General features: G+C 41.8%; 17 protein-coding genes. 9 read left to right on the forward strand and 8 right to left on the reverse strand.

Features of this window, described 5'->3' with window-relative positions; all coding sequences use genetic code 11:
• Positions 1 to 7: 7 nt before the first annotated feature.
• Both IHV77_RS08775 and IHV77_RS08780 read right to left on the reverse strand, forming a co-directional pair.
• Positions 8 to 307 carry a YciI family protein gene (locus IHV77_RS08775; RefSeq protein ID WP_194811592.1) on the reverse strand — a complete coding sequence of 100 codons (300 nt, stop codon included), beginning with the start codon at positions 305 to 307 and terminating at the stop codon, positions 8 to 10.
• Positions 308 to 350: 43 nt separating this feature from the next.
• Positions 351 to 911: an NAD(P)H-dependent oxidoreductase gene (locus tag IHV77_RS08780; protein ID WP_194811593.1), complete on the reverse strand. Its 561-nt coding sequence runs from the start codon at positions 909 to 911 to the stop codon at positions 351 to 353.
• A 108-nt stretch (positions 912 to 1,019) separates the two neighbouring features.
• Between IHV77_RS08780 and IHV77_RS08785 the strand changes: the two genes are divergently transcribed.
• A complete protein-coding gene (locus tag IHV77_RS08785) occupies positions 1,020 to 1,925 on the forward strand; it encodes a LysR family transcriptional regulator (RefSeq protein WP_194811594.1) in 906 nt (301 codons plus the stop codon).
• 285 nt (positions 1,926 to 2,210) lie between these two features.
• On the opposite strand, the gene rluA is transcribed toward IHV77_RS08785, so the two are convergent.
• Together rluA and rapA are read right to left on the reverse strand one after the other, a co-directional pair.
• The gene (gene rluA, locus IHV77_RS08790; RefSeq protein WP_194811595.1) at positions 2,211 to 2,870 is read right to left on the reverse strand and encodes a bifunctional tRNA pseudouridine(32) synthase/23S rRNA pseudouridine(746) synthase RluA; all 660 of its coding nucleotides are present in this window, start codon (positions 2,868 to 2,870) and stop codon (positions 2,211 to 2,213) included.
• Positions 2,871 to 2,872: 2 nt separating this feature from the next.
• Positions 2,873 to 5,656 carry an RNA polymerase-associated protein RapA gene (gene rapA / locus IHV77_RS08795; RefSeq protein ID WP_194813268.1) on the reverse strand — a complete coding sequence of 928 codons (2,784 nt, stop codon included), beginning with the start codon at positions 5,654 to 5,656 and terminating at the stop codon, positions 2,873 to 2,875.
• 334 nt (positions 5,657 to 5,990) lie between these two features.
• Here rapA and pnuC point away from each other — a divergent pair, with 334 nt between their 5' ends.
• Entirely contained in the window at positions 5,991 to 6,662 is a 672-nt protein-coding gene (gene pnuC, locus IHV77_RS08800) for a nicotinamide riboside transporter PnuC (RefSeq protein WP_194811596.1), read from the forward strand.
• A gap of 66 nt (positions 6,663 to 6,728) precedes the next feature.
• Here the strand turns inward: pnuC and IHV77_RS08805 are convergent, their stop codons facing one another.
• Together IHV77_RS08805 and IHV77_RS08810 are read right to left on the reverse strand one after the other, a co-directional pair.
• Positions 6,729 to 7,013 carry a hypothetical protein gene (locus tag IHV77_RS08805; RefSeq protein ID WP_194811597.1) on the reverse strand — a complete coding sequence of 95 codons (285 nt, stop codon included), beginning with the start codon at positions 7,011 to 7,013 and terminating at the stop codon, positions 6,729 to 6,731.
• Positions 7,014 to 7,068: 55 nt separating this feature from the next.
• Positions 7,069 to 7,245, reverse strand: a complete 177-nt coding sequence (locus tag IHV77_RS08810; protein ID WP_194811598.1) for a hypothetical protein — start codon at positions 7,243 to 7,245, stop codon at positions 7,069 to 7,071.
• Between the two features lie 133 nt (positions 7,246 to 7,378).
• Here IHV77_RS08810 and IHV77_RS08815 point away from each other — a divergent pair, with 133 nt between their 5' ends.
• Complete coding sequence (locus IHV77_RS08815) at positions 7,379 to 7,756, forward strand: helix-turn-helix domain-containing protein (protein ID WP_194811599.1); 378 nt, start codon at positions 7,379 to 7,381, stop codon at positions 7,754 to 7,756.
• A gap of 45 nt (positions 7,757 to 7,801) precedes the next feature.
• Here IHV77_RS08815 and IHV77_RS08820 read toward each other — a convergent pair whose 3' ends face one another.
• Positions 7,802 to 8,500 (reverse strand): tRNA1(Val) (adenine(37)-N6)-methyltransferase, encoded by a 699-nt coding sequence (locus tag IHV77_RS08820; RefSeq protein WP_194811600.1) that lies wholly within the window; start codon positions 8,498 to 8,500, stop codon positions 7,802 to 7,804.
• A gap of 88 nt (positions 8,501 to 8,588) precedes the next feature.
• On the opposite strand from IHV77_RS08820, the gene srmB reads away from it, so the two are divergent.
• A complete protein-coding gene (srmB, locus tag IHV77_RS08825) occupies positions 8,589 to 9,911 on the forward strand; it encodes an ATP-dependent RNA helicase SrmB (RefSeq protein ID WP_194811601.1) in 1,323 nt (440 codons plus the stop codon).
• 226 nt (positions 9,912 to 10,137) lie between these two features.
• On the opposite strand, the gene rpsT is transcribed toward srmB, so the two are convergent.
• Positions 10,138 to 10,401, reverse strand: a complete 264-nt coding sequence (gene rpsT / locus IHV77_RS08830) for a 30S ribosomal protein S20 (RefSeq protein WP_077424925.1) — start codon at positions 10,399 to 10,401, stop codon at positions 10,138 to 10,140.
• A gap of 267 nt (positions 10,402 to 10,668) precedes the next feature.
• Between rpsT and murJ the strand changes: the two genes are divergently transcribed.
• From murJ to ispH, 5 genes are all read left to right on the forward strand, one after another.
• Positions 10,669 to 12,243, forward strand: coding sequence for a murein biosynthesis integral membrane protein MurJ (gene murJ / locus IHV77_RS08835; protein ID WP_194811602.1), 1,575 nt, complete (start codon positions 10,669 to 10,671; stop codon positions 12,241 to 12,243).
• Positions 12,244 to 12,289: 46 nt separating this feature from the next.
• The gene (gene ribF / locus IHV77_RS08840; RefSeq protein ID WP_194811603.1) at positions 12,290 to 13,228 is read left to right on the forward strand and encodes a bifunctional riboflavin kinase/FAD synthetase; all 939 of its coding nucleotides are present in this window, start codon (positions 12,290 to 12,292) and stop codon (positions 13,226 to 13,228) included.
• 15 nt (positions 13,229 to 13,243) lie between these two features.
• Positions 13,244 to 16,069 carry an isoleucine--tRNA ligase gene (ileS, locus tag IHV77_RS08845; protein WP_194811604.1) on the forward strand — a complete coding sequence of 942 codons (2,826 nt, stop codon included), beginning with the start codon at positions 13,244 to 13,246 and terminating at the stop codon, positions 16,067 to 16,069.
• 368 nt (positions 16,070 to 16,437) lie between these two features.
• A complete protein-coding gene (lspA, locus tag IHV77_RS08850) occupies positions 16,438 to 16,956 on the forward strand; it encodes a signal peptidase II (RefSeq protein ID WP_194811605.1) in 519 nt (172 codons plus the stop codon).
• Positions 16,953 to 17,897 (forward strand): 4-hydroxy-3-methylbut-2-enyl diphosphate reductase, encoded by a 945-nt coding sequence (ispH, locus tag IHV77_RS08855; RefSeq protein WP_194811606.1) that lies wholly within the window; start codon positions 16,953 to 16,955, stop codon positions 17,895 to 17,897. The genes lspA and ispH overlap by 4 nt, the downstream gene beginning before the upstream one ends.
• The last annotated feature ends 87 nt before the right edge of the window (positions 17,898 to 17,984 follow it).

The following is a 17,984-nucleotide window of genomic DNA, read 5'->3' on the forward strand; positions in this document are numbered from 1 at the left end:
TTCCTTATTATACTTTTATCGCTTCAGTAATATCCGCTGCGATCATTTTTGGGGCAAACTCACGAATATCATAGTCGGCGAGATCGGGATAGTAGCAATCCTCTTCCAAGATTTTTTGTAGTTCTTCGCGGTTTTCGGTTTCGGCAAAAATCACGCCGGCGTGTGCTTCGGTGTCGATGTAAGGACCGAGTATTAAAAATTTGCCGTTTTGAAAGTATTTTTTAAACCATTCCGCATGGATTGGAAAAAGTGCGTTTTGTTTTTCTTCGGAAAGAGTAGGTTTGACGGTGATATTGATAATGTACATTGTTTTTCCTTATTTAATGCTATTTAAAAGGTAAAAAGACTAATTATTCTGCAGCGGCTTTTTCAATTGCTGTAATTAAACGTGCAGCATGATCTTGTGCTATGGTTTTTTGTTCGGCGATTTTTGCTTCATTACGTCCTACATAGCTTATGCCGCAAGTAATGACAGGATCTTGATAATCTAATCCACATAAGGTTGCGAAGGTTTCAAATTGGGGTAAATAATCTTCCACCCTGTGTTTGAAAAAACCGTCTTTTTGATAGACTTCGGCTGGGGCACCCGTGGTGGTGGAAATAATTAATTTTTTACCACCGATTTTCGCTGTCGAGCCGTGCGCAAAGCCATGCACGAATACTTTATCTATCCACAATTTCATTAATCCCGGTACGGAATACCAAGAGAAAGGGAATTGGAATACGATAATATCCGCGGCTAAGATTGCCGTTTTTTCCGCTTCTATATCAAATTGATAGTTTGGATAAAGACTATCTAAGCGGTGAATTTTGGCATTGGGTAAGGCTTTTTCGATGGTTTGTAAAATTTCGCTGTTAGCGACTGAAGTATTTAAATCCGGGTGGCCTGATACAATAAGTACGTTTTTCATTTTGTTTTCCTTTTTGTTCATATCTCATTTGATGTTGCGTATTATACGTAAAATAATTATGATGATTAGACAGATAAAGATAAAATTACTATTAGGTAAAAACTAATAATGCAACAGGATAATTCTTACTACGGGCAGCTTAATGTCTTTCAAACAATTGCTAAAGAAGGCAGTATTTCTGCGGCAGCGCGTAAATTACAAATTGCCGTGCCGTCCGCTAGTCAATCATTAAAATTGCTTGAACAAAAAATCGGCGTACCGCTTTTTCACCGTACCACACGCAATATTCAACTTACCGATGCGGGGCGACAGCTGCTTGAACGTACCAAAGAGGCAATGATGACGCTTAATCAAGCGTTAGATGAAATTCAACATTTTAATGCTGAGCCAAGAGGTATAGTTCGGATAACGATGTCCCGTTTTGCCTATCAACTAGTTATTCGTCCGTATTTGGCGGAATTTTGCGAACGTTACCCAAAAATTCAGTTGGAAATTTCACTGAATGATGCTTTGGTAAATTTATTAGAGGAAGGAGTTGATCTCGGTATTCGTTTCGGTAATCGGATAGATGAGGGAATGATTGCTCGAAAATTATTACCTGCTTTCAAAGAGGGTTTGTATGTGAGTAAGGCTTATGCGGCAAAACGGGGAAAACCGAAAACGCCGCAAGATCTGAGCGAACATCAACTCATCGGCTACCGTTTTATTTCTTCTAACCGTATTGAACCGTTGGTTCTTAATATTAACGGGTTGGAAACCGCCTTAAATATCGACACGCGATTGTTGTGCAATGATCCGGAAATTATTGCTGATGCGACTCGTCAAGATTTAGGTATCGGGCGTATTTTTGAACCTAATATGCAAACTTTTGCCGACAAAGAAGAATTTGTTCCAATCCTGCAAGCCCATTGGCGAGAATATCCGCCGCTTTATTTGTACTATTTACAACAGGCTCAAAAAGTACGAAAGGTTCAGACAGTGATTGAATTTTTGTTGGAAAAGAACGGGATATAAAAATATCGGTATTATGCGGTTGCACAAAGAAAATTTTATATTCAATATTTTGAGGTAGGGTGTGTGTTAGCCGTAGGCGTAGCACGCCTTTTTGTCAATAAATTTCATTACGGTGCGTTACGGCTTCGCCTAACGTTATCCCACAATGATTTGCGCAAGTGCTACATAATACCGAAAAATACGGTGAAAATTATACACAATCGCTTTGAACGATGGTTATGCCTTACGGCATCGTTGGCAAAGCCAAGGTTCAAAATCTAAAGATTTTGTGACCGCACTTTTTGATTAAAAATCCACATCAGCGTGAAATGTGATGGGGTCGCCGGTTATCGGGTGTGTAATGCGAAGTATCTCGGCGTGTAAACAAAGGCGGGGCGACATCCTTTTCGCTTGAGGATGTGCATAAAATTTATCGCCTAAAATAGGGTGTCCCAGTGCCAGCATATGCAAGCGAAGTTGGTGAGAACGTCCGGTGATCGGTGTGAGTTTTACGCGCGTGCTGTTATTAGGTAAACGTTCTAAAACATTGAATTTTGTGACCGCTCTTTTGCCGGATACAAAGTCTAAACGCTGGCGGGGGCGGTTTTCCCAGTCGCAAATCATCGGTAAATCGATTTCGCCGCTGTTTTGTGCCAAATGACCCCACACAAGGGCCTGATAATATTTTTGCGGTTCGCGTTCACGGAATTGGCGTTTAAGCTCTTTATCGGCGGCTTTACTCAAGGCAAATAAAATAATCCCGCTGGTTGCCATATCAAGGCGGTGTGCCGGTTCGCAGAAACCGAATTTTTCTTTTACTCGGCTCATCACGCTGTCGTAATATTGAGGTTGATTACCCGGCACGGAAAGTAAGCCGCTCGGTTTATTTACCGCACAAATATAGTTATCCTGATAAATAAGATCCAGATAAGGATCCTGTGGGGGATTATATTCAATCAGTGCCATAATTATTCCTTATTGGTGATAATGACGCGTAGGCTATCCAATCGCCATGTGGCTTTGGCAAGTTCCTGCAAGGATTGCAGGCGTTGCGCTTCCAAAATATCAATTTCGCTTTGACGAATGTTTTTATTAACGGCTTGTAAGGCTTGTAGCCGGTTGAGCTCGGCAGTCAATGCGTAATCGGCAGAACGTTTTGCTTCGGAAATTGCGGTTTGTGCGAGAGATTGCACTTTCTCTTCTCCCATCACCAGTAATTGTTCCAAGGTTGGACGGGCCATTTTGATCATTTTATTTGCCACATCTTTGCCGAGCGGTTTGAGTTTATTTTGTAAGGTTTCAAAAGCGACCTGTTCGGCAATATTGTTGCCTTTGCTATCAAGTAATAGGCGAATCGGGGTTGGCGGTAAGAAACGATTTAGCTGTAATCCTTTCGGTGATTGGGTTTCTATTACATAAACCGCTTCTAATAACAAAGTACCAGCCGGTAATTGCTTGTTGATGAGTAATGCCATTGCCGCTTTGCCGATATCGCCTGAAGCAATAAGATCAATGCCTTGACGGATCATCGGGTGATCCCAAGTTAAAAATTCTAATTCCTCACGTGCAAGGGCGAGATTGCGATCAAAGGTTACCGTAACCCCCTCTTCCTTCAGCCCCGGAAAATCCGGTACAAGCATTGTGCCGGTAGGTGTGATAACGAGGCTATTTTCACCGAGATCATCTTGTTCTACACCGATAATGTCGAATAAATCCAGCGTAAAATTCACTAATTCGACTTCGTTATCTTGTGCCGCAATTTCTTGCGCTAATTGTTGCGCCTGTTCGCCACCGTTGGAATTGAGTTCCAACAACCGATCACGTCCTTGTTCCAGTTCTCGTTTTAATTTTTCCCGTGCTTTTTTCGTTTCGGTAATGAGTTTATCCATATCCGAAAGTGCGGTTGAATTTGACCGCACTTTTTGTAGCGGTTCGGAAAAATGTTCAAACAGCGTCATACCCATTGGACAGGTTTGTTCAAAGGCATTCAAGCCTTCGTGATACCACCGCGCCAGCGCATAATCGGCAGAGTTTTCCATACAAGGAACGTAAATTTGTACGTCACGGGCTTGACCGATACGATCCAAACGCCCGATACATTGTTCTAATAAATCAGGGTTGTGCGGTAAATCAAATAGTACCAACGTATTGGCGAATTGAAAATTACGCCCCTCCGAACCGATACCGGAACTCAATAACACCTGCGCCCCTTGCGCCATATCGGCAAAGTAGGCGGCGGCACGATCACGTTCGATAATAGACATTTTTTCATGGAATACTGCCGCACGAATCGCTTCTTTTTCACGCAGAAGTTGTTCTAAGCGGATTGCCGTTTGTGCGCTTTGGCAAATGACGAAAATTTTTTCATCGCGTTGCATTTTAAGGAAATTCAAAAGCCATTGCATTTTATCATCTTGAACTTGGCTTTCGCTTTCCGCGGTGAGCGTAATTTGATGATAAATACGATGTGGAAAACCTTTTACCCCTTGACGGGTATTGCGGAACAGTATGCGACCGGTACCGTGACGATCGATAAGGCTTTGAATGAGTTCCTGACGGGCAGATTGCTGCTCTTCGTCATTATGGGAATCAATGGCGCGGAACAGCGGCTCTACATCTTGTTCATTTAACAAATCGGAAATATGGTTTTTTTCAACCGCACTTAGCGATTTATCCGCCAGCAATGATTGCACCGCATTTGCGACAGGTTGATAATTTTTTTGCTCTTTTTGGAATACGGCATAATCGAAGAAACGTTCGGGATCGAGCAATCGCAAGCGGGCGAAGTGGCTTTCTTGCCCCAATTGTTCAGGAGTCGCGGTGAGTAATAATACGGAAGGAATAGCCTGTGCGAGTTGTTCTACCAATAAATAAGTGTGACTCGGTGCATCTTCGTGCCAAACAAGATGATGGGCTTCATCGACAATTAAACAATCAAAACCGGCGGCGAGGGCTTGTTCGGCACGTTTTGGGGAATTGACCAACCAATCTAACGCACAAATTATCAAGGATTCCGAAGCAAAGGGGTTTTCTCCCGTGGTAACGAAATCGGCACAACGCTCTTCATCAAATAATGAAAAATGTAAGTTAAAGCGGCGTAGCATTTCAACTAACCATTGATGTTGCAAGTTTTCCGGTACGAGAATAAGGGCGCGTTGCACTTTTTCGGCGAACAATTGATTTTGTAGAATCATTCCGGCTTCAATGGTTTTTCCTAATCCCACTTCATCGGCAAGTAGCACGCGGGGATTCACACGCTTACCTACTTCGGCGGCAATATGCAATTGATGAGGAATTAAACCCGCGCGAATACCGCGTAACCCACGGAGTGGTGATTGAAATTGTGCTTGTTGATGTCTCAGCGTGCGATAACGTAATGCAAAATGATGGCTGCGATCCAATTGTGCGGAAAAAAGACGATCTTTTGCCGAGCTGAAAGAGACGAGAGGGGAAATATCGCTTTCTTGCACAACTACCTGCTCGCCTTGCGGATTTTCTACCAAGTAACAATTTAGATTTCTTAGGGACTGAATATCAATGATTTTCCCTTGCCAACCAGCTTTATGTGTTAGCGTTTCGCCTTTGTTAAATTGAATGCGGGTAAGTGGCGCTTGCGCTATCGAATAAATACGGCTTTCATCCGCCGCAGGGAAGTGGAGACTCACCGTGCGGGCATCAAAAGCGGTAACTACACCTAATCCAAGATTATTTTCACTTTCACTTAACCAACGCTGACCAAGGGCAAAAGGCATCATATTGTTTTTCCATTTATTAAAATTAGGGCGGCTATTTTAGTCCGATTGAAAGGGAAAGCAATGAAAAAACGTGATCTACTTCATAATTACGGGATTCTTGTGAATCAGTCCTTTACTTTAAAAAAGTGCGGTGTAAAAATGACACAAATTTTTACATTATTATGTAGTAGTTGCACAAAGAAAATTTTATTTTCAACATTTATTGGGTAGGGTGGGCAACTTGTTGCCCACCGTTTTAACCACGACATTTTCGGTGGGCAACAAGTTGCCCACCCTACGATGATTTGTGAAATTAATACATAATCCGAATTTTTATCTCACGGAGTAAATTATGGATTGGTCTGAACGTTTTAAACGCGAATTTCTGTCTGGCTGGAAACCTTTTGAGATCATTTGGCTTGCCGTGTTTATCATTGCGCAAATTTGGGTATATACACAAACACCGGATTCTTGGTTGGCGATGATTTCCGGTATTTCCGGCATTTTGTGCGTAGTGTTTGTGAGTAAAGGAAAAATCAGTAACTATTTCTTCGGCTTAATTTTTGCTTATACCTACTTTTACGTTGCTTGGGGAGCAAATTTCTTAGGCGAAATGAATACCGTGCTTTATGTGTATTTGCCGGCGCAGTTTATCGGTTATTTTATGTGGAAAAATAATATGCAAAATGATAATGGCGGCGAAAGTGTAATGGCAAAGACCTTAACGCTAAAAGGCTGGGGGATTTTACTGGTGACGATAACCGTCGGCACATTGCTATTCGTACAAGCCTTGCAAGCCGCAGGTGGAAGTTCAACAGGGTTGGACGGCTTAACTACCGTGATAACGGTGACTGCACAATTGTTGATGATATTGCGTTATCGTGAACAATGGTTACTATGGATCGCATTAAACATTCTTTCCATAGCACTTTGGGCTGAAACACCGGCAATGTATTTAATGTATTCCGCCTATTTGCTGAACTCTATTTATGGTTATTACAACTGGACGAAGTTGTCAAAATAGGCTAAAAACTAACCGCACCTTGGGGCAAGAAAGGCGAACTTTTGAGTTCGCCTACTAAAAGGCTAATTAGAGAAAACAAGAATGGAATACTTTATCTACTCTATTTTGTCGATTGTATACGGAATCGTATTTGCCAATAGCAATTAATTTTACCTCATTCCAGCTAAATTCATCGAGAATACTTTGGGCGTAACAGTCACAACCTTTGCTTTTTTTAGAATAAGGTATCTTAATGTGAAAATACTGTTCAAATCCTGGCACAATAACATTCATACAAGTTTTTTTAAGTATTTCTTTTGAATTCTTAGGTGTTAATGCACTTAAGATCTTTCCTTGTTGTTCAATAGTCATGCTGTTTGCATTGATAGATATTATACAAAACAAATAAAAGATGAATTTTTTCATATTATCCAAATGCAAACATAAGACTTCTAATAAGACCTATTGGAAAAAAAGTATAATCAATTAATGCTAGGAAGAAATTTCCATGTTGGAAATCTTTGTATGCTGCATATAATGGAGCAATAGTCCATACAACTACTAAAGGTACGCCTAGAATTGTTGTTGTAGTTTCGTTACTCATTTTATTTTTCCTTATGTGAAGTTTAATGATTACTTTTTTACATGTTATACTTCAGGAGGCTGTTTTTACATAAACCTTTGATGTGTATTTATCTCCTTTTAATCAATATTTATCAACTTCAGAGAGATTTGCTATGAAAGTTCAAGATACTATTCGTACTATGCGAGAAATGAATCAACTAACTCAGGAAGAATTAGCAGAAAAACTAAATATTTCAGTAAATGCTTATTCAAAAATCGAGAGAGGTATTACTAAATTGAGTTTAGATAAGTTAGAGCGTATTGCTCAAATTTTTAATATCAATGTGTCCGAACTTTATTCTGCAAAAGAAAAAGGGTTGTTTTATCTCTTTAGTGATAATAATAACTACTATAATGGTTCAGAAGTGGTAGTTGAGGAAAATGAAAAATTGAAAGTTGAGTTAAAGTATAAAAATGAGATTATTGACAATTTACGTAGTGAAAATCTTCTTCTGAAACAAATGGTAGAAATGCTCAAAGAAAAATCATAAAACATAAGTTATTAAAAAGTGAGGGGTTAGTTTGCCCCCTTTTAGTTAAAATTTTAGATAAAAATCTTTAGTTAATTCGATAAACTCTGCTGTATAGCGGTTGTTTTCATCGTAAATGATGAGTTGATCCTGCTCGAAAAGGCAAGGCTGCTTGGCAAAGGTGATAAGAATACGTTGCGGTGGTTTGCCGATTTTAGTGATGATTTCCGTTTTTTTTATGCAATAAAGTGCGGTCGATTTTTCAAGTTTTTTTGCTGCCTCATAAGGCAATACAAAACTAATTTTGCCTTGTTCCGATAACTGAGATTCCGCACAATGAAGCCATTCCGAATGACTTTGTTGCGTGTAACGCGCCAGTTCCCGTTCTTCATTTTTACAGGCGAAACCTTGTTCAAAATAAGGGGGATTTGCCACGATGAGATCAAAAGTTTCTTGAGTTGTTCGCAAAAAATGCAAGACATCGTCTTGAATCAATTTAATGCGTGCTTGCCAAGGTGAACAATCAATATTTTCTTGCGCTTGTTGTGCGGCAAGCGTATCCAATTCCACGGCATAAATGTGGCAATCGGGCGTGCTGCGTTGCGCTAACATTAATGCCAATAATCCTGTTCCACAGCCCATATCTAAGATTTTTTTGCACTTGGATACACCTGCCCAAGCGCCGAGCAAAATGCCGTCTGTGCCGACTTTCATTGCACATTGTTGTTGATTGATATGAAATTGTTTAAAGGTGAAACCGTTCATAAATCATAAAATATTTCGTAAATTGACCGCACTTTAGGTGGGCTTTCGGGTATAATCCGCGTCAATTTTAACAAAGAATCATATAATAATGAATTTATCCCGATTTGAACAATTCGATCTTTCCCCCGAACTTCTCAAAGCCCTAGATAAAAAAGGTTATTCCCGCCCGACAGCGATCCAACTTGAAGCTATTCCGGCTGCGATGGAAGAGCGTGATGTGCTGGGCTCTGCACCAACCGGCACGGGGAAAACCGCTGCGTTTTTATTGCCGGCATTACAACATTTGTTGGATACTCCCCGCCGTAAACCCGGGCCACCGCGTATTTTGGTGCTGACACCAACGCGTGAATTGGCAATGCAAGTGGCGGAACAGGCGGAAGAATTAGCGCAATTTACGCATTTGAAAATTGCAACGATTACCGGTGGTGTGGCGTATCAGAATCACGGTGAAGTGTTCAATACCAATCAAGATCTTGTGGTAGCAACGCCGGGACGGTTGTTGCAATATATTCAAGAGGAAAATTTTGATTGTCGTTCGGTGGAAATTTTGATCTTTGACGAAGCGGACAGAATGTTACAAATGGGCTTTGGACAAGATGCGGAAAAAATTGCGGCGGAAACCCGTTGGCGCAAACAAACCTTGCTTTTCTCTGCCACCCTTGAAGGAGAATTATTGATCGATTTTACGGAACGCTTGTTGAATGATCCGGTAAAAGTGGTGGCTGAACCAAGCCGCCGTGAACGTAAAAAAATCAATCAATGGTATTACCACGCAGATAGTAAAGAACACAAAATCAAATTGCTTGCCCGTTTTATCGAGACGGAAGAAATAAGCCGAGGGATTGTCTTTGTTCGCCGTCGTGAAGAGGCTCGAGAGTTGTCCGAAACGTTGCGTAAACGCGGGATTCGTTCCACTTATTTGGAAGGTGAAATGGCGCAAACTCAGCGCAATAACGCCATTGATAAACTTAAATCAGGCGTTGTAGCGGTGTTGGTGGCAACGGATGTGGCAGCACGGGGCATTGATATTGATGATGTTACCCACGTGATGAATTTTGACCTTCCATACAGTGCTGATACTTATTTGCACCGTATCGGACGCACGGCACGTGCCGGCAAAAAAGGCACGGCAGTCTCTTTTGTGGAAGCGCACGATTATAAATTACTCGGCAAAATTAAACGTTATACGGAAGAAATTTTAAAATCCCGTATTTTAGAGGGATTAGAACCTCGCACTAAGCCACCCAAAGACGGTGAAGTAAAATCCGTCAGCAAAAAACAAAAAGCGCGAATTAAAGAAAAACGGGAAGAAAGGAAAAAAACCGATATGAAGAAAAAGGTAAAATTACGTCATAAAGAGACAAAAAATATCGGAAAACGCCGTAAGCCGAGTTCTGGGCAGGGAAGTTAGAAACTGGGCGATTTATAAGGGTAGGGAGCGTTAGGCGAAGCAGTAAGATTTATCAATCGATTTCATTACGGTGCGCTGCGGTTTCACCTAACCGCTCCCTATAATGATTTGTGCAACTGCCACATAATAATGGATATTTTGAATATATTGACCGCACTTTTTTACTTAATTTTAAGCGATAAAAAAACCGCACCTTTAAAGTGCGGTTTTTTTCAAGCTGTTTTAATTACGCTAACTTTTTGATTTGTGCAGCTAATTTAGATTTGTGGTTGGCTGCTTTGTTGGCGTGGATTAAGCCTTTAGATGCCATACGGTCAACAACTTTTTGCATTTCAACGAATGCTGCTTCGGCTGCTGCTTTTTCACCTGCCGCTACTTGAGCATAGACTTTTTTGATGTAAGTACGCATCATAGAGCGTTGGCTTGCGTTGTGTTGGCGACGTTTTTCAGATTGGATCGCGCGTTTTTTTGCTGACTTGATATTAGCCAAGGTCAAACTCCTAAAATTTCTGTTGATTGATAGACAAAATAAAGGGCGTCAATATGCCGATTTTTTATACTTTTGTCAATGAAATATTTGTGTTGATTTCGGTGAGACACAACCGAAAGTAAGCATCGTTATTTTCACAAGCGCTTTCAATAGGGGCTCACACAAACGATGTGGGGCGGATTTTATCAGTTTTTTTTGGCGGAATATAGCGTAAAAACAAAATTTCTATACAATTAGACAAAATTTTTCAGCTAAGAGAACAGTATTTTGAGTAAACGACTTTTGAAATCGGGTGTGATTGTCAGCAGTATGACTTTATTATCACGCATATTAGGTTTAGTACGTGATGTGGTTATCGCTCATCTTATCGGTGCCGGGGCGGCGGCAGATGTCTTTTTATTTGCCAATCGTATCCCCAATTTTCTACGCCGTTTATTTGCCGAAGGGGCGTTTTCTCAAGCCTTTGTTCCCGTATTGGCGGAATATCGCAAATCAGGTGATCTTGATAAAACCCGTGAATTTATCGGCAAGGTCTCGGGAACATTGGGCGGTTTGGTGAGTATTGTAACCCTTCTTGCGATGGTGGGCTCTCCCCTCGTTGCCGCTTTATTCGGAATGGGGTGGTTTACCGATTGGTTAAATGATGGTCCTGATGCCCATAAGTTTGAACAAGCCTCATTATTGCTCAAAATCACTTTTCCTTATTTATGGTTTGTTACCTTTGTGGCGTTGTCCGGTGCGGTGTTGAATACGCTCGGTAAATTCGGCGTGATGTCTTTCTCTCCCGTGCTGTTAAATATTGCGATGATTGCGACCGCACTTTTTCTTGCGCCGCAAATGGATAACCCCGATCTTGCCCTTGCAATCGGTATTTTCATTGGCGGTTTATTGCAATTTTTGTTTCAAATTCCCTTTATGAAAAAAGCCGGGCTGTTAGTGAAACCCAAATGGGCTTGGCACGATGAAGGCGTAGTGAAAATTCGTAAGTTAATGATTCCTGCATTATTCGGCGTATCGGTGAGTCAAATTAATTTATTGCTGGATACGGTGATTGCCAGTTTCCTTATGACAGGTTCTATCAGCTGGCTTTACTATTCTGATCGCCTACTTGAATTTCCTCTCGGTTTATTTGGCATCGCCATTTCAACGGTAATTTTACCGACGCTTGCCCGTCATCACGTTAATCGTGAAGATGATTCAGCACAAAGTGCGGTCGATTTTCGTAACACGATGGATTGGGGAGTACGTATGATTTTATTACTCGGAGTCCCCGCCGCCGTCGGCATTGCGGTGTTAGCGCAACCTATGCTGCTTACCCTGTTTATGCGCGGCAGTTTCACCCTAAATGATGTGCATTCGGCTTCTTATTCTTTATGGGCGTTTAATGCGGGTTTACTGAGTTTTATGCTGATTAAAATTCTCGCAAACGGTTATTACGCACGCCAAGATACGAAAACACCGGTGAAAATCGGTATTATCGCGATGGTGAGCAATATGGGATTTAATTTGTTAGCGATTCCGTTTAGTTATGTCGGGTTAGCGATTGCTTCTGCAATGTCGGCGACGCTCAACGCCTATTTGCTTTATCGGGGTTTAGTGAAGACGGAGGTGTACCGTTTCTCACGTAAAAGTGCGGTCTTTTTTGTGAAAGTTTTATTTGCCGCACTCGCTATGGGCGCTGTCGTATGGTATTACGTCCCGGCTATTAATGAGTGGGCTATAATGAGTTTTATGATGCGTGTGTATTGGTTGGGCTGGCTGATTGCCTTGGCTGTGATTGTTTATTCGATAACATTGATTTTATTAGGGATTCGCAAGCACCATTTGCTGACAAGAAACTAACTTACCGCTATAATGCCGAAATTCTGTTATTTTCGTGGATAAGGACATGCAATTAATTCGCGGGCTAGGTAATGTAAGTCGTGTTTCTCAAGGTTGTGCGCTAACAATCGGCAACTTTGATGGCGTGCATTTAGGGCATCAAGCCGTGTTGCGACATCTTCGCCAAAAAGCCGATGAGTTACATTTGCCGATGGTGGTATTGTTATTTGAACCGCAGCCCCGCGAATATTTTATGATTGAAAATGCACCGGCGCGTTTAATGCGTTTGCGTGATAAACTCCACTATCTGCAACAAGCGAAAGTTGATTTTGTCGTCGTTCAAAAATTTGACCGCACTTTTGCCGAACAGCCGCCGGCGCAATTTATTGAAGACGGACTGGTAAAACGGCTAAATGTAAAATTTTTAAGTATTGGTGATGATTTCAGATTCGGTTTGAATCGCCAAGGCAGCTTTACTATGTTGCAGGAAGCAGGCAAACGGTTTGGTTTTACGGTGGAAGATAATCACAGTTTCTGTTTTAATGCACAACGCATTAGTAGTACGGCGATTCGTGAAGCCCTTGCCGCCGATAATTTACTTTTGGCAGAACGTTTGCTCGGTAAACCTTATCGAATTTTCGGGCGGGTGATTCACGGCAATAAATTAGGGAGAACCATCGGTTTCCCCACGGCAAATATTCGTTTACACCGCCAAGTGAACCCGGTTAAGGGCGTGTATGCCGTTAAAGTGTGGTTAAAATCCGGCGAGTTTTTCAATGGTGTGGCAAATATCGGCAAACGCCCGACAATCAATGGGACGATTCAATTACTGGAAGTGTACTTATTTGATTTTTCACGAGATATTTACGGCGAACATATTGAAGTTGAGTTCTGCCATAAAATTAGAAATGAAATAAAATTTCCGTCTTTTGATGATTTAAAAGCGCAAATTGAATGTGATGTAGAAATAGCGAAAGCGTTTTTTAGTAAGAATTTAAAAATGTAAAAATTGGGAAATAAAATGACAGCTGATTACAAAAACACCCTTAACCTACCGGAAACAGGTTTTCCGATGCGTGGCGATTTAGCGAAACGCGAGCCTGTGATGCTAAAAAATTGGTATGAGAAAAATCTTTACCAAAAAATTCGTCAGGCTTCCAAAGGCAAAAAATCCTTTATTTTGCATGATGGTCCTCCGTATGCGAACGGCAGTATTCATATCGGTCATGCTGTCAATAAGATTCTGAAAGATATTATCATTAAATCCAAAACCGCATTAGGTTTTGATTCACCTTATATTCCGGGCTGGGATTGCCACGGCTTGCCGATTGAATTAAAAGTAGAAGGTTTGGTGGGAAAACCGAATGAGAAAGTTTCGGCGGCGGAGTTTCGTCAAAAATGTCGAGAATATGCAGCGGAGCAAGTGGAAGGACAAAAGAAAGATTTTATCCGTTTAGGTGTATTGGGTGATTGGGATAATCCGTATTTAACGATGAATTTCGATACGGAAGCCAATATTATCCGCACTTTGGGGAAAGTGATAGAGAACGGTCATTTATACAAAGGTTCCAAGCCGGTTCACTGGTGTTTGGATTGTGGATCTTCTTTAGCCGAAGCGGAAGTAGAGTACGAAGATAAAGTTTCTCCATCAATTTATGTGCGTTTTCCGGCGGAAAGTGCGGTCGAAATTGAAGCGAAATTTAATGCACAAGGCAAGGGAGAAGGGAACCTTTCCGCAGTGATTTGGACAACCACACCTTGGACAATTCCGTCAAACCGAGCCATAGCGGTTAATGCCGAGCTTGAATATCAATTGATTCAACTTGGCGATGAACGGGTAATTTTAGCGGCTGAACTGGTAGAATCAGTGGCGAAAGCCGTCGGCGTTGAAAATGTGGAAGTGTTGGGTTCTGCAAAAGGGAAAACGCTTGAGCTTACCCGTTTTCATCATCCGTTCTATGATTATACCGTACCTGTGATCTTAGGGGATCACGTTACCACCGATGGCGGTACGGGATTGGTTCATACAGCCCCGGATCATGGTTTAGACGACTTTATCATAAGTAAACAATATGATTTACCAATGGCAGGTTTAGTATCTAATGACGGCAAGTTTATTTCGAGTACGCCGTTTTTTGCAGGAAAAGGTGTGTTTGAAGCAAATCCGCTCGTGGTTGAAAAATTACAAGAAACGGGTAATTTACTGAAAGTCGAAAAAATTAAGCATAGTTATCCGCACTGTTGGCGTCATAAAACGCCTATTATCTTCCGTGCCACACCACAATGGTTTATTGGTATGGAAGTACAGAGGTTGCGCCCGCAAGCATTAGGCGAAATTAAACAAGTGCGTTGGATCCCGGATTGGGGGCAAGCCCGCATTGAAAAAATGGTAGAGAATCGCCCTGATTGGTGTATTTCCCGTCAGCGTACTTGGGGCGTGCCGATGACGATGTTCGTGCATAAAGAAACGGAAGAATTGCACCCACGCACACTAGAATTACTTGAAGAAGTGGCAAAACGTGTAGAAAAAGCAGGCATTCAGGCTTGGTGGGATTTAGACGAGAAAGAATTATTAGGCGCTGATGCGGAGCATTATCGTAAAGTGCCGGATACCCTAGATGTGTGGTTTGATTCCGGTTCAACTTATTCTTCCGTAGTGGCGAATCGTCCTGAATTTAACGGTAATAGTGCGGATATGTACTTAGAGGGTTCCGATCAACACCGTGGTTGGTTTATGTCATCTTTAATGCTTTCTACGGCAACGGATAACAAAGCCCCCTATAAACAGGTTCTCACGCATGGTTTCACGGTGGATGGGCAAGGCCGTAAAATGTCGAAGTCCATTGGCAATATCGTTACTCCGCAAGAGGTAATGGATAAATTCGGTGGCGATATTTTACGTTTATGGGTGGCATCTACCGACTATACCGGCGAGATGACCGTATCTGATGAGATTTTAAAACGTGCGGCGGATAGCTATCGCCGTATTCGTAACACCGCGCGTTTCTTGTTGGCGAACTTAAATGGTTTTGATCCGACACGTGATTTAGTGAAAGCGGAAGAGATGGTGAGTTTGGATCGTTGGGCGGTGTCTTGCGCTTTAGAAGCACAGAAAGAGATTATTGAAGCCTACGATAACTATCAATTCCACGCGGTAGTTCAACGCTTAATGCGCTTCTGTTCTGTGGAAATGGGATCATTCTATTTAGATATTATTAAAGATCGTCAATACACTACAAAAGCGAATAGCCTTGCCCGCCGTAGTTGCCAAACGGCATTATGGCATATTGCCGAAGCCTTAGTGCGTTGGATGGCACCAATCTTGTCGTTCACGGCTGATGAAATCTGGCAATACTTGCCGAAAACGGAAAATGAACGTGCGGAATTTGTTTTCACCGAAGAGTTTTACACAGGATTATTCGGTTTAGGTGAAAATGAGAAATTAGATGATGCTTACTGGCAACAACTGATTAATGTGCGTTCCGAAGTAAACCGTGTATTAGAAGTTGCTCGTAACGAAAAAATTATCGGTGGTGGTTTAGAAGCGGAAGTTACCCTTTATGCGAACGATGAATACCGCACCTTGCTTGAACAACTTGGCGATGAGTTGCGTTTCGTCTTGATCACATCTAAAGCAATGGTAAAACCATTATCAGAAAAACCGTCTGATGTTGCGATGGGTGAGCTTGAAGGGATTGCGGTAAATGTAGTTCGCTCAAGCGGTGAAAAATGTCCTCGCTGCTGGCATTATTCCGATAAAATCGGCGTAAACCCGGCACACCCTGCATTGTGTTCTCGCTGTGTGGAAAATGTGGCGGGTAATGGCGAAGTACGCCGTTTTGCTTAGTCGCCGTTTATCGTTTTGAAAAGTGCGGTCATAAAATCTTTAGATTTTGAACGTTGGCTTGCCAACGGTGCCGCAAGGCATAACAATCGCTCATAGCGATTGTGTATAATTTTGACCGCACTTTTTTGATATTGTGTGGCAGTTGCATAAAATATCAATATTATGTACAAATCATCGTAAGGTGTCGTTAGGCGAACCCATCCATAACGCACCAATAGATTTCGTAGGGTGGGCAACTTGTTGCCCACCGATTCAGAGGAATCTCAATGGTGGGCAACAAGTTGCCCACCCTACTTTTCTTTTCTAACTGATTAAAATCGCAAACGGGCGGAAATCATTCCGTACAGTGAATATTTAGGAATACATCAATGACAAAAAACAAAACGGGACTTTCTTTTCTTTGGCTAAGTGCGGTCGCTTTTGCTCTTGATTTACTCATCAAGTACATCGTAGTACAGAAGTTTGATTTATACGAAAGCGTAAACATACTGCCGATATTTAATCTTACTTATGTACGCAATTACGGCGCGGCATTTAGCTTTTTGGCGGATCATGACGGCTGGCAACAATACTTCTTTATTATTTTAGCGTTACTGATTTCTTCGATGTTGATCTATTTCTTAGCCAAAAATCAGGCGGATCAAAAAATTCAAAATACGGCTTATGCATTGATTATCGGCGGAGCCTTAGCCAATATGACGGATCGTGCTTACAACGGTTTCGTTGTGGATTTTTTAGATTTCTACTGGGATATTTATCACTATCCTGTGTTTAATGTCGCAGATATTGCGATTTGTATCGGTGCGGGATTATTGGCGCTTGATGCTTTTAAAAGCGAAAAGAAAAAAGTACAGACTCAACAGCAGGAAAAGAGCGGTCAAAAATGAAGATAATTTTAGCGAATCCGCGGGGATTTTGTGCCGGTGTAGATCGTGCCATTAGTATTGTAGAACTTGCTCTTGAAATTCACGGCGCACCGATTTATGTACGCCACGAAGTCGTGCATAACCGCTTTGTGGTGAACGGATTACGTGAACGCGGTGCAATTTTTGTGGAAGAATTAAACGAAGTACCGGACGGCGCAATCGTGATTTTCTCTGCTCACGGCGTATCTCAAGCAGTGCGTCAAGAGGCGAAAGATCGTCAACTCAAAGTGTTTGATGCTACTTGCCCATTGGTGACCAAAGTACATATGCAAGTTGCACGTGCCAGCCGTAAAGGAACAAAAGCAATCCTTATCGGTCATAAAGGTCACCCCGAAGTAGAGGGTACTATGGGGCAATATAGCAATGATGAAGGCGGCATTTATTTGATCGAGAGCGTGGAAGATATTTCACGTTTACCGGTGCAGGAAAATGATGACCTCACTTTTATGACACAAACTACGCTTTCATTAGATGATACCGCAGAAACGATCAGTGCCTTGAAAGAGAAATATCCGGCAATTCAAGGGCCGCATAAAAATGATATTTGCTATGCCACAACCAATCGCCAAGAGGCTGTTCGGGAATTGGCAAAGTTATCGGATTTAGTGCTGGTGGTTGGCTCAAAAAATTCCTCAAATTCTAACCGTTTGGCGGAATTGGCTTCCCGTATGGGGGTGAAATCACAACTTCTTGATGATCCTGAAGATATTCAAGCCGATTGGTTTGATAATGTGAAAACCATTGGTATTACTGCAGGTGCATCGGCTCCGGAAGAGTTAGTACAATCCATTATTTCCCGTCTTAAAGAATTTGGTGCAGATGAACTGGAAGAATTGCAGGGGCTTGAAGAAAATATGTTCTTTGAAGTACCAAAGGAATTACGGATTAAGGAAATCAATTAAAGAAAAAACGGTATCCCAAATGAGATACCGCTTTATGGAGTGGTTCAAAGTGCGGTTAAAATTATACACAATCGCTATGCGCGATTG

It is taken from the genome of Rodentibacter haemolyticus, assembly GCF_015356115.1.
Classification (GTDB): Bacteria; Pseudomonadota; Gammaproteobacteria; order Enterobacterales; family Pasteurellaceae; genus Rodentibacter; species Rodentibacter haemolyticus.

What these genes read in the sequence shown, in the direction of transcription:
- IHV77_RS08775 (WP_194811592.1), bottom strand. Translation starts at nt 307, where the DNA reads ATGTACATTATCAATATCACCGTCAAACCTACTCTTTCCGAAGAAAAA.
- IHV77_RS08780 (WP_194811593.1), bottom strand. Translation starts at nt 911, where the DNA reads ATGAAAAACGTACTTATTGTATCAGGCCACCCGGATTTAAATACTTCA.
- IHV77_RS08785 (WP_194811594.1), top strand. Translation starts at nt 1,020, where the DNA reads ATGCAACAGGATAATTCTTACTACGGGCAGCTTAATGTCTTTCAAACA.
- rluA (WP_194811595.1), bottom strand. Translation starts at nt 2,870, where the DNA reads ATGGCACTGATTGAATATAATCCCCCACAGGATCCTTATCTGGATCTT.
- rapA (WP_194813268.1), bottom strand. Translation starts at nt 5,656, where the DNA reads ATGCCTTTTGCCCTTGGTCAGCGTTGGTTAAGTGAAAGTGAAAATAAT.
- pnuC (WP_194811596.1), top strand. Translation starts at nt 5,991, where the DNA reads ATGGATTGGTCTGAACGTTTTAAACGCGAATTTCTGTCTGGCTGGAAA.
- IHV77_RS08805 (WP_194811597.1), bottom strand. Translation starts at nt 7,013, where the DNA reads ATGACTATTGAACAACAAGGAAAGATCTTAAGTGCATTAACACCTAAG.
- IHV77_RS08810 (WP_194811598.1), bottom strand. Translation starts at nt 7,245, where the DNA reads ATGAGTAACGAAACTACAACAACAATTCTAGGCGTACCTTTAGTAGTT.
- IHV77_RS08815 (WP_194811599.1), top strand. Translation starts at nt 7,379, where the DNA reads ATGAAAGTTCAAGATACTATTCGTACTATGCGAGAAATGAATCAACTA.
- IHV77_RS08820 (WP_194811600.1), bottom strand. Translation starts at nt 8,500, where the DNA reads ATGAACGGTTTCACCTTTAAACAATTTCATATCAATCAACAACAATGT.
- srmB (WP_194811601.1), top strand. Translation starts at nt 8,589, where the DNA reads ATGAATTTATCCCGATTTGAACAATTCGATCTTTCCCCCGAACTTCTC.
- ribF (WP_194811603.1), top strand. Translation starts at nt 12,290, where the DNA reads ATGCAATTAATTCGCGGGCTAGGTAATGTAAGTCGTGTTTCTCAAGGT.
- ileS (WP_194811604.1), top strand. Translation starts at nt 13,244, where the DNA reads ATGACAGCTGATTACAAAAACACCCTTAACCTACCGGAAACAGGTTTT.
- lspA (WP_194811605.1), top strand. Translation starts at nt 16,438, where the DNA reads ATGACAAAAAACAAAACGGGACTTTCTTTTCTTTGGCTAAGTGCGGTC.
- ispH (WP_194811606.1), top strand. Translation starts at nt 16,953, where the DNA reads ATGAAGATAATTTTAGCGAATCCGCGGGGATTTTGTGCCGGTGTAGAT.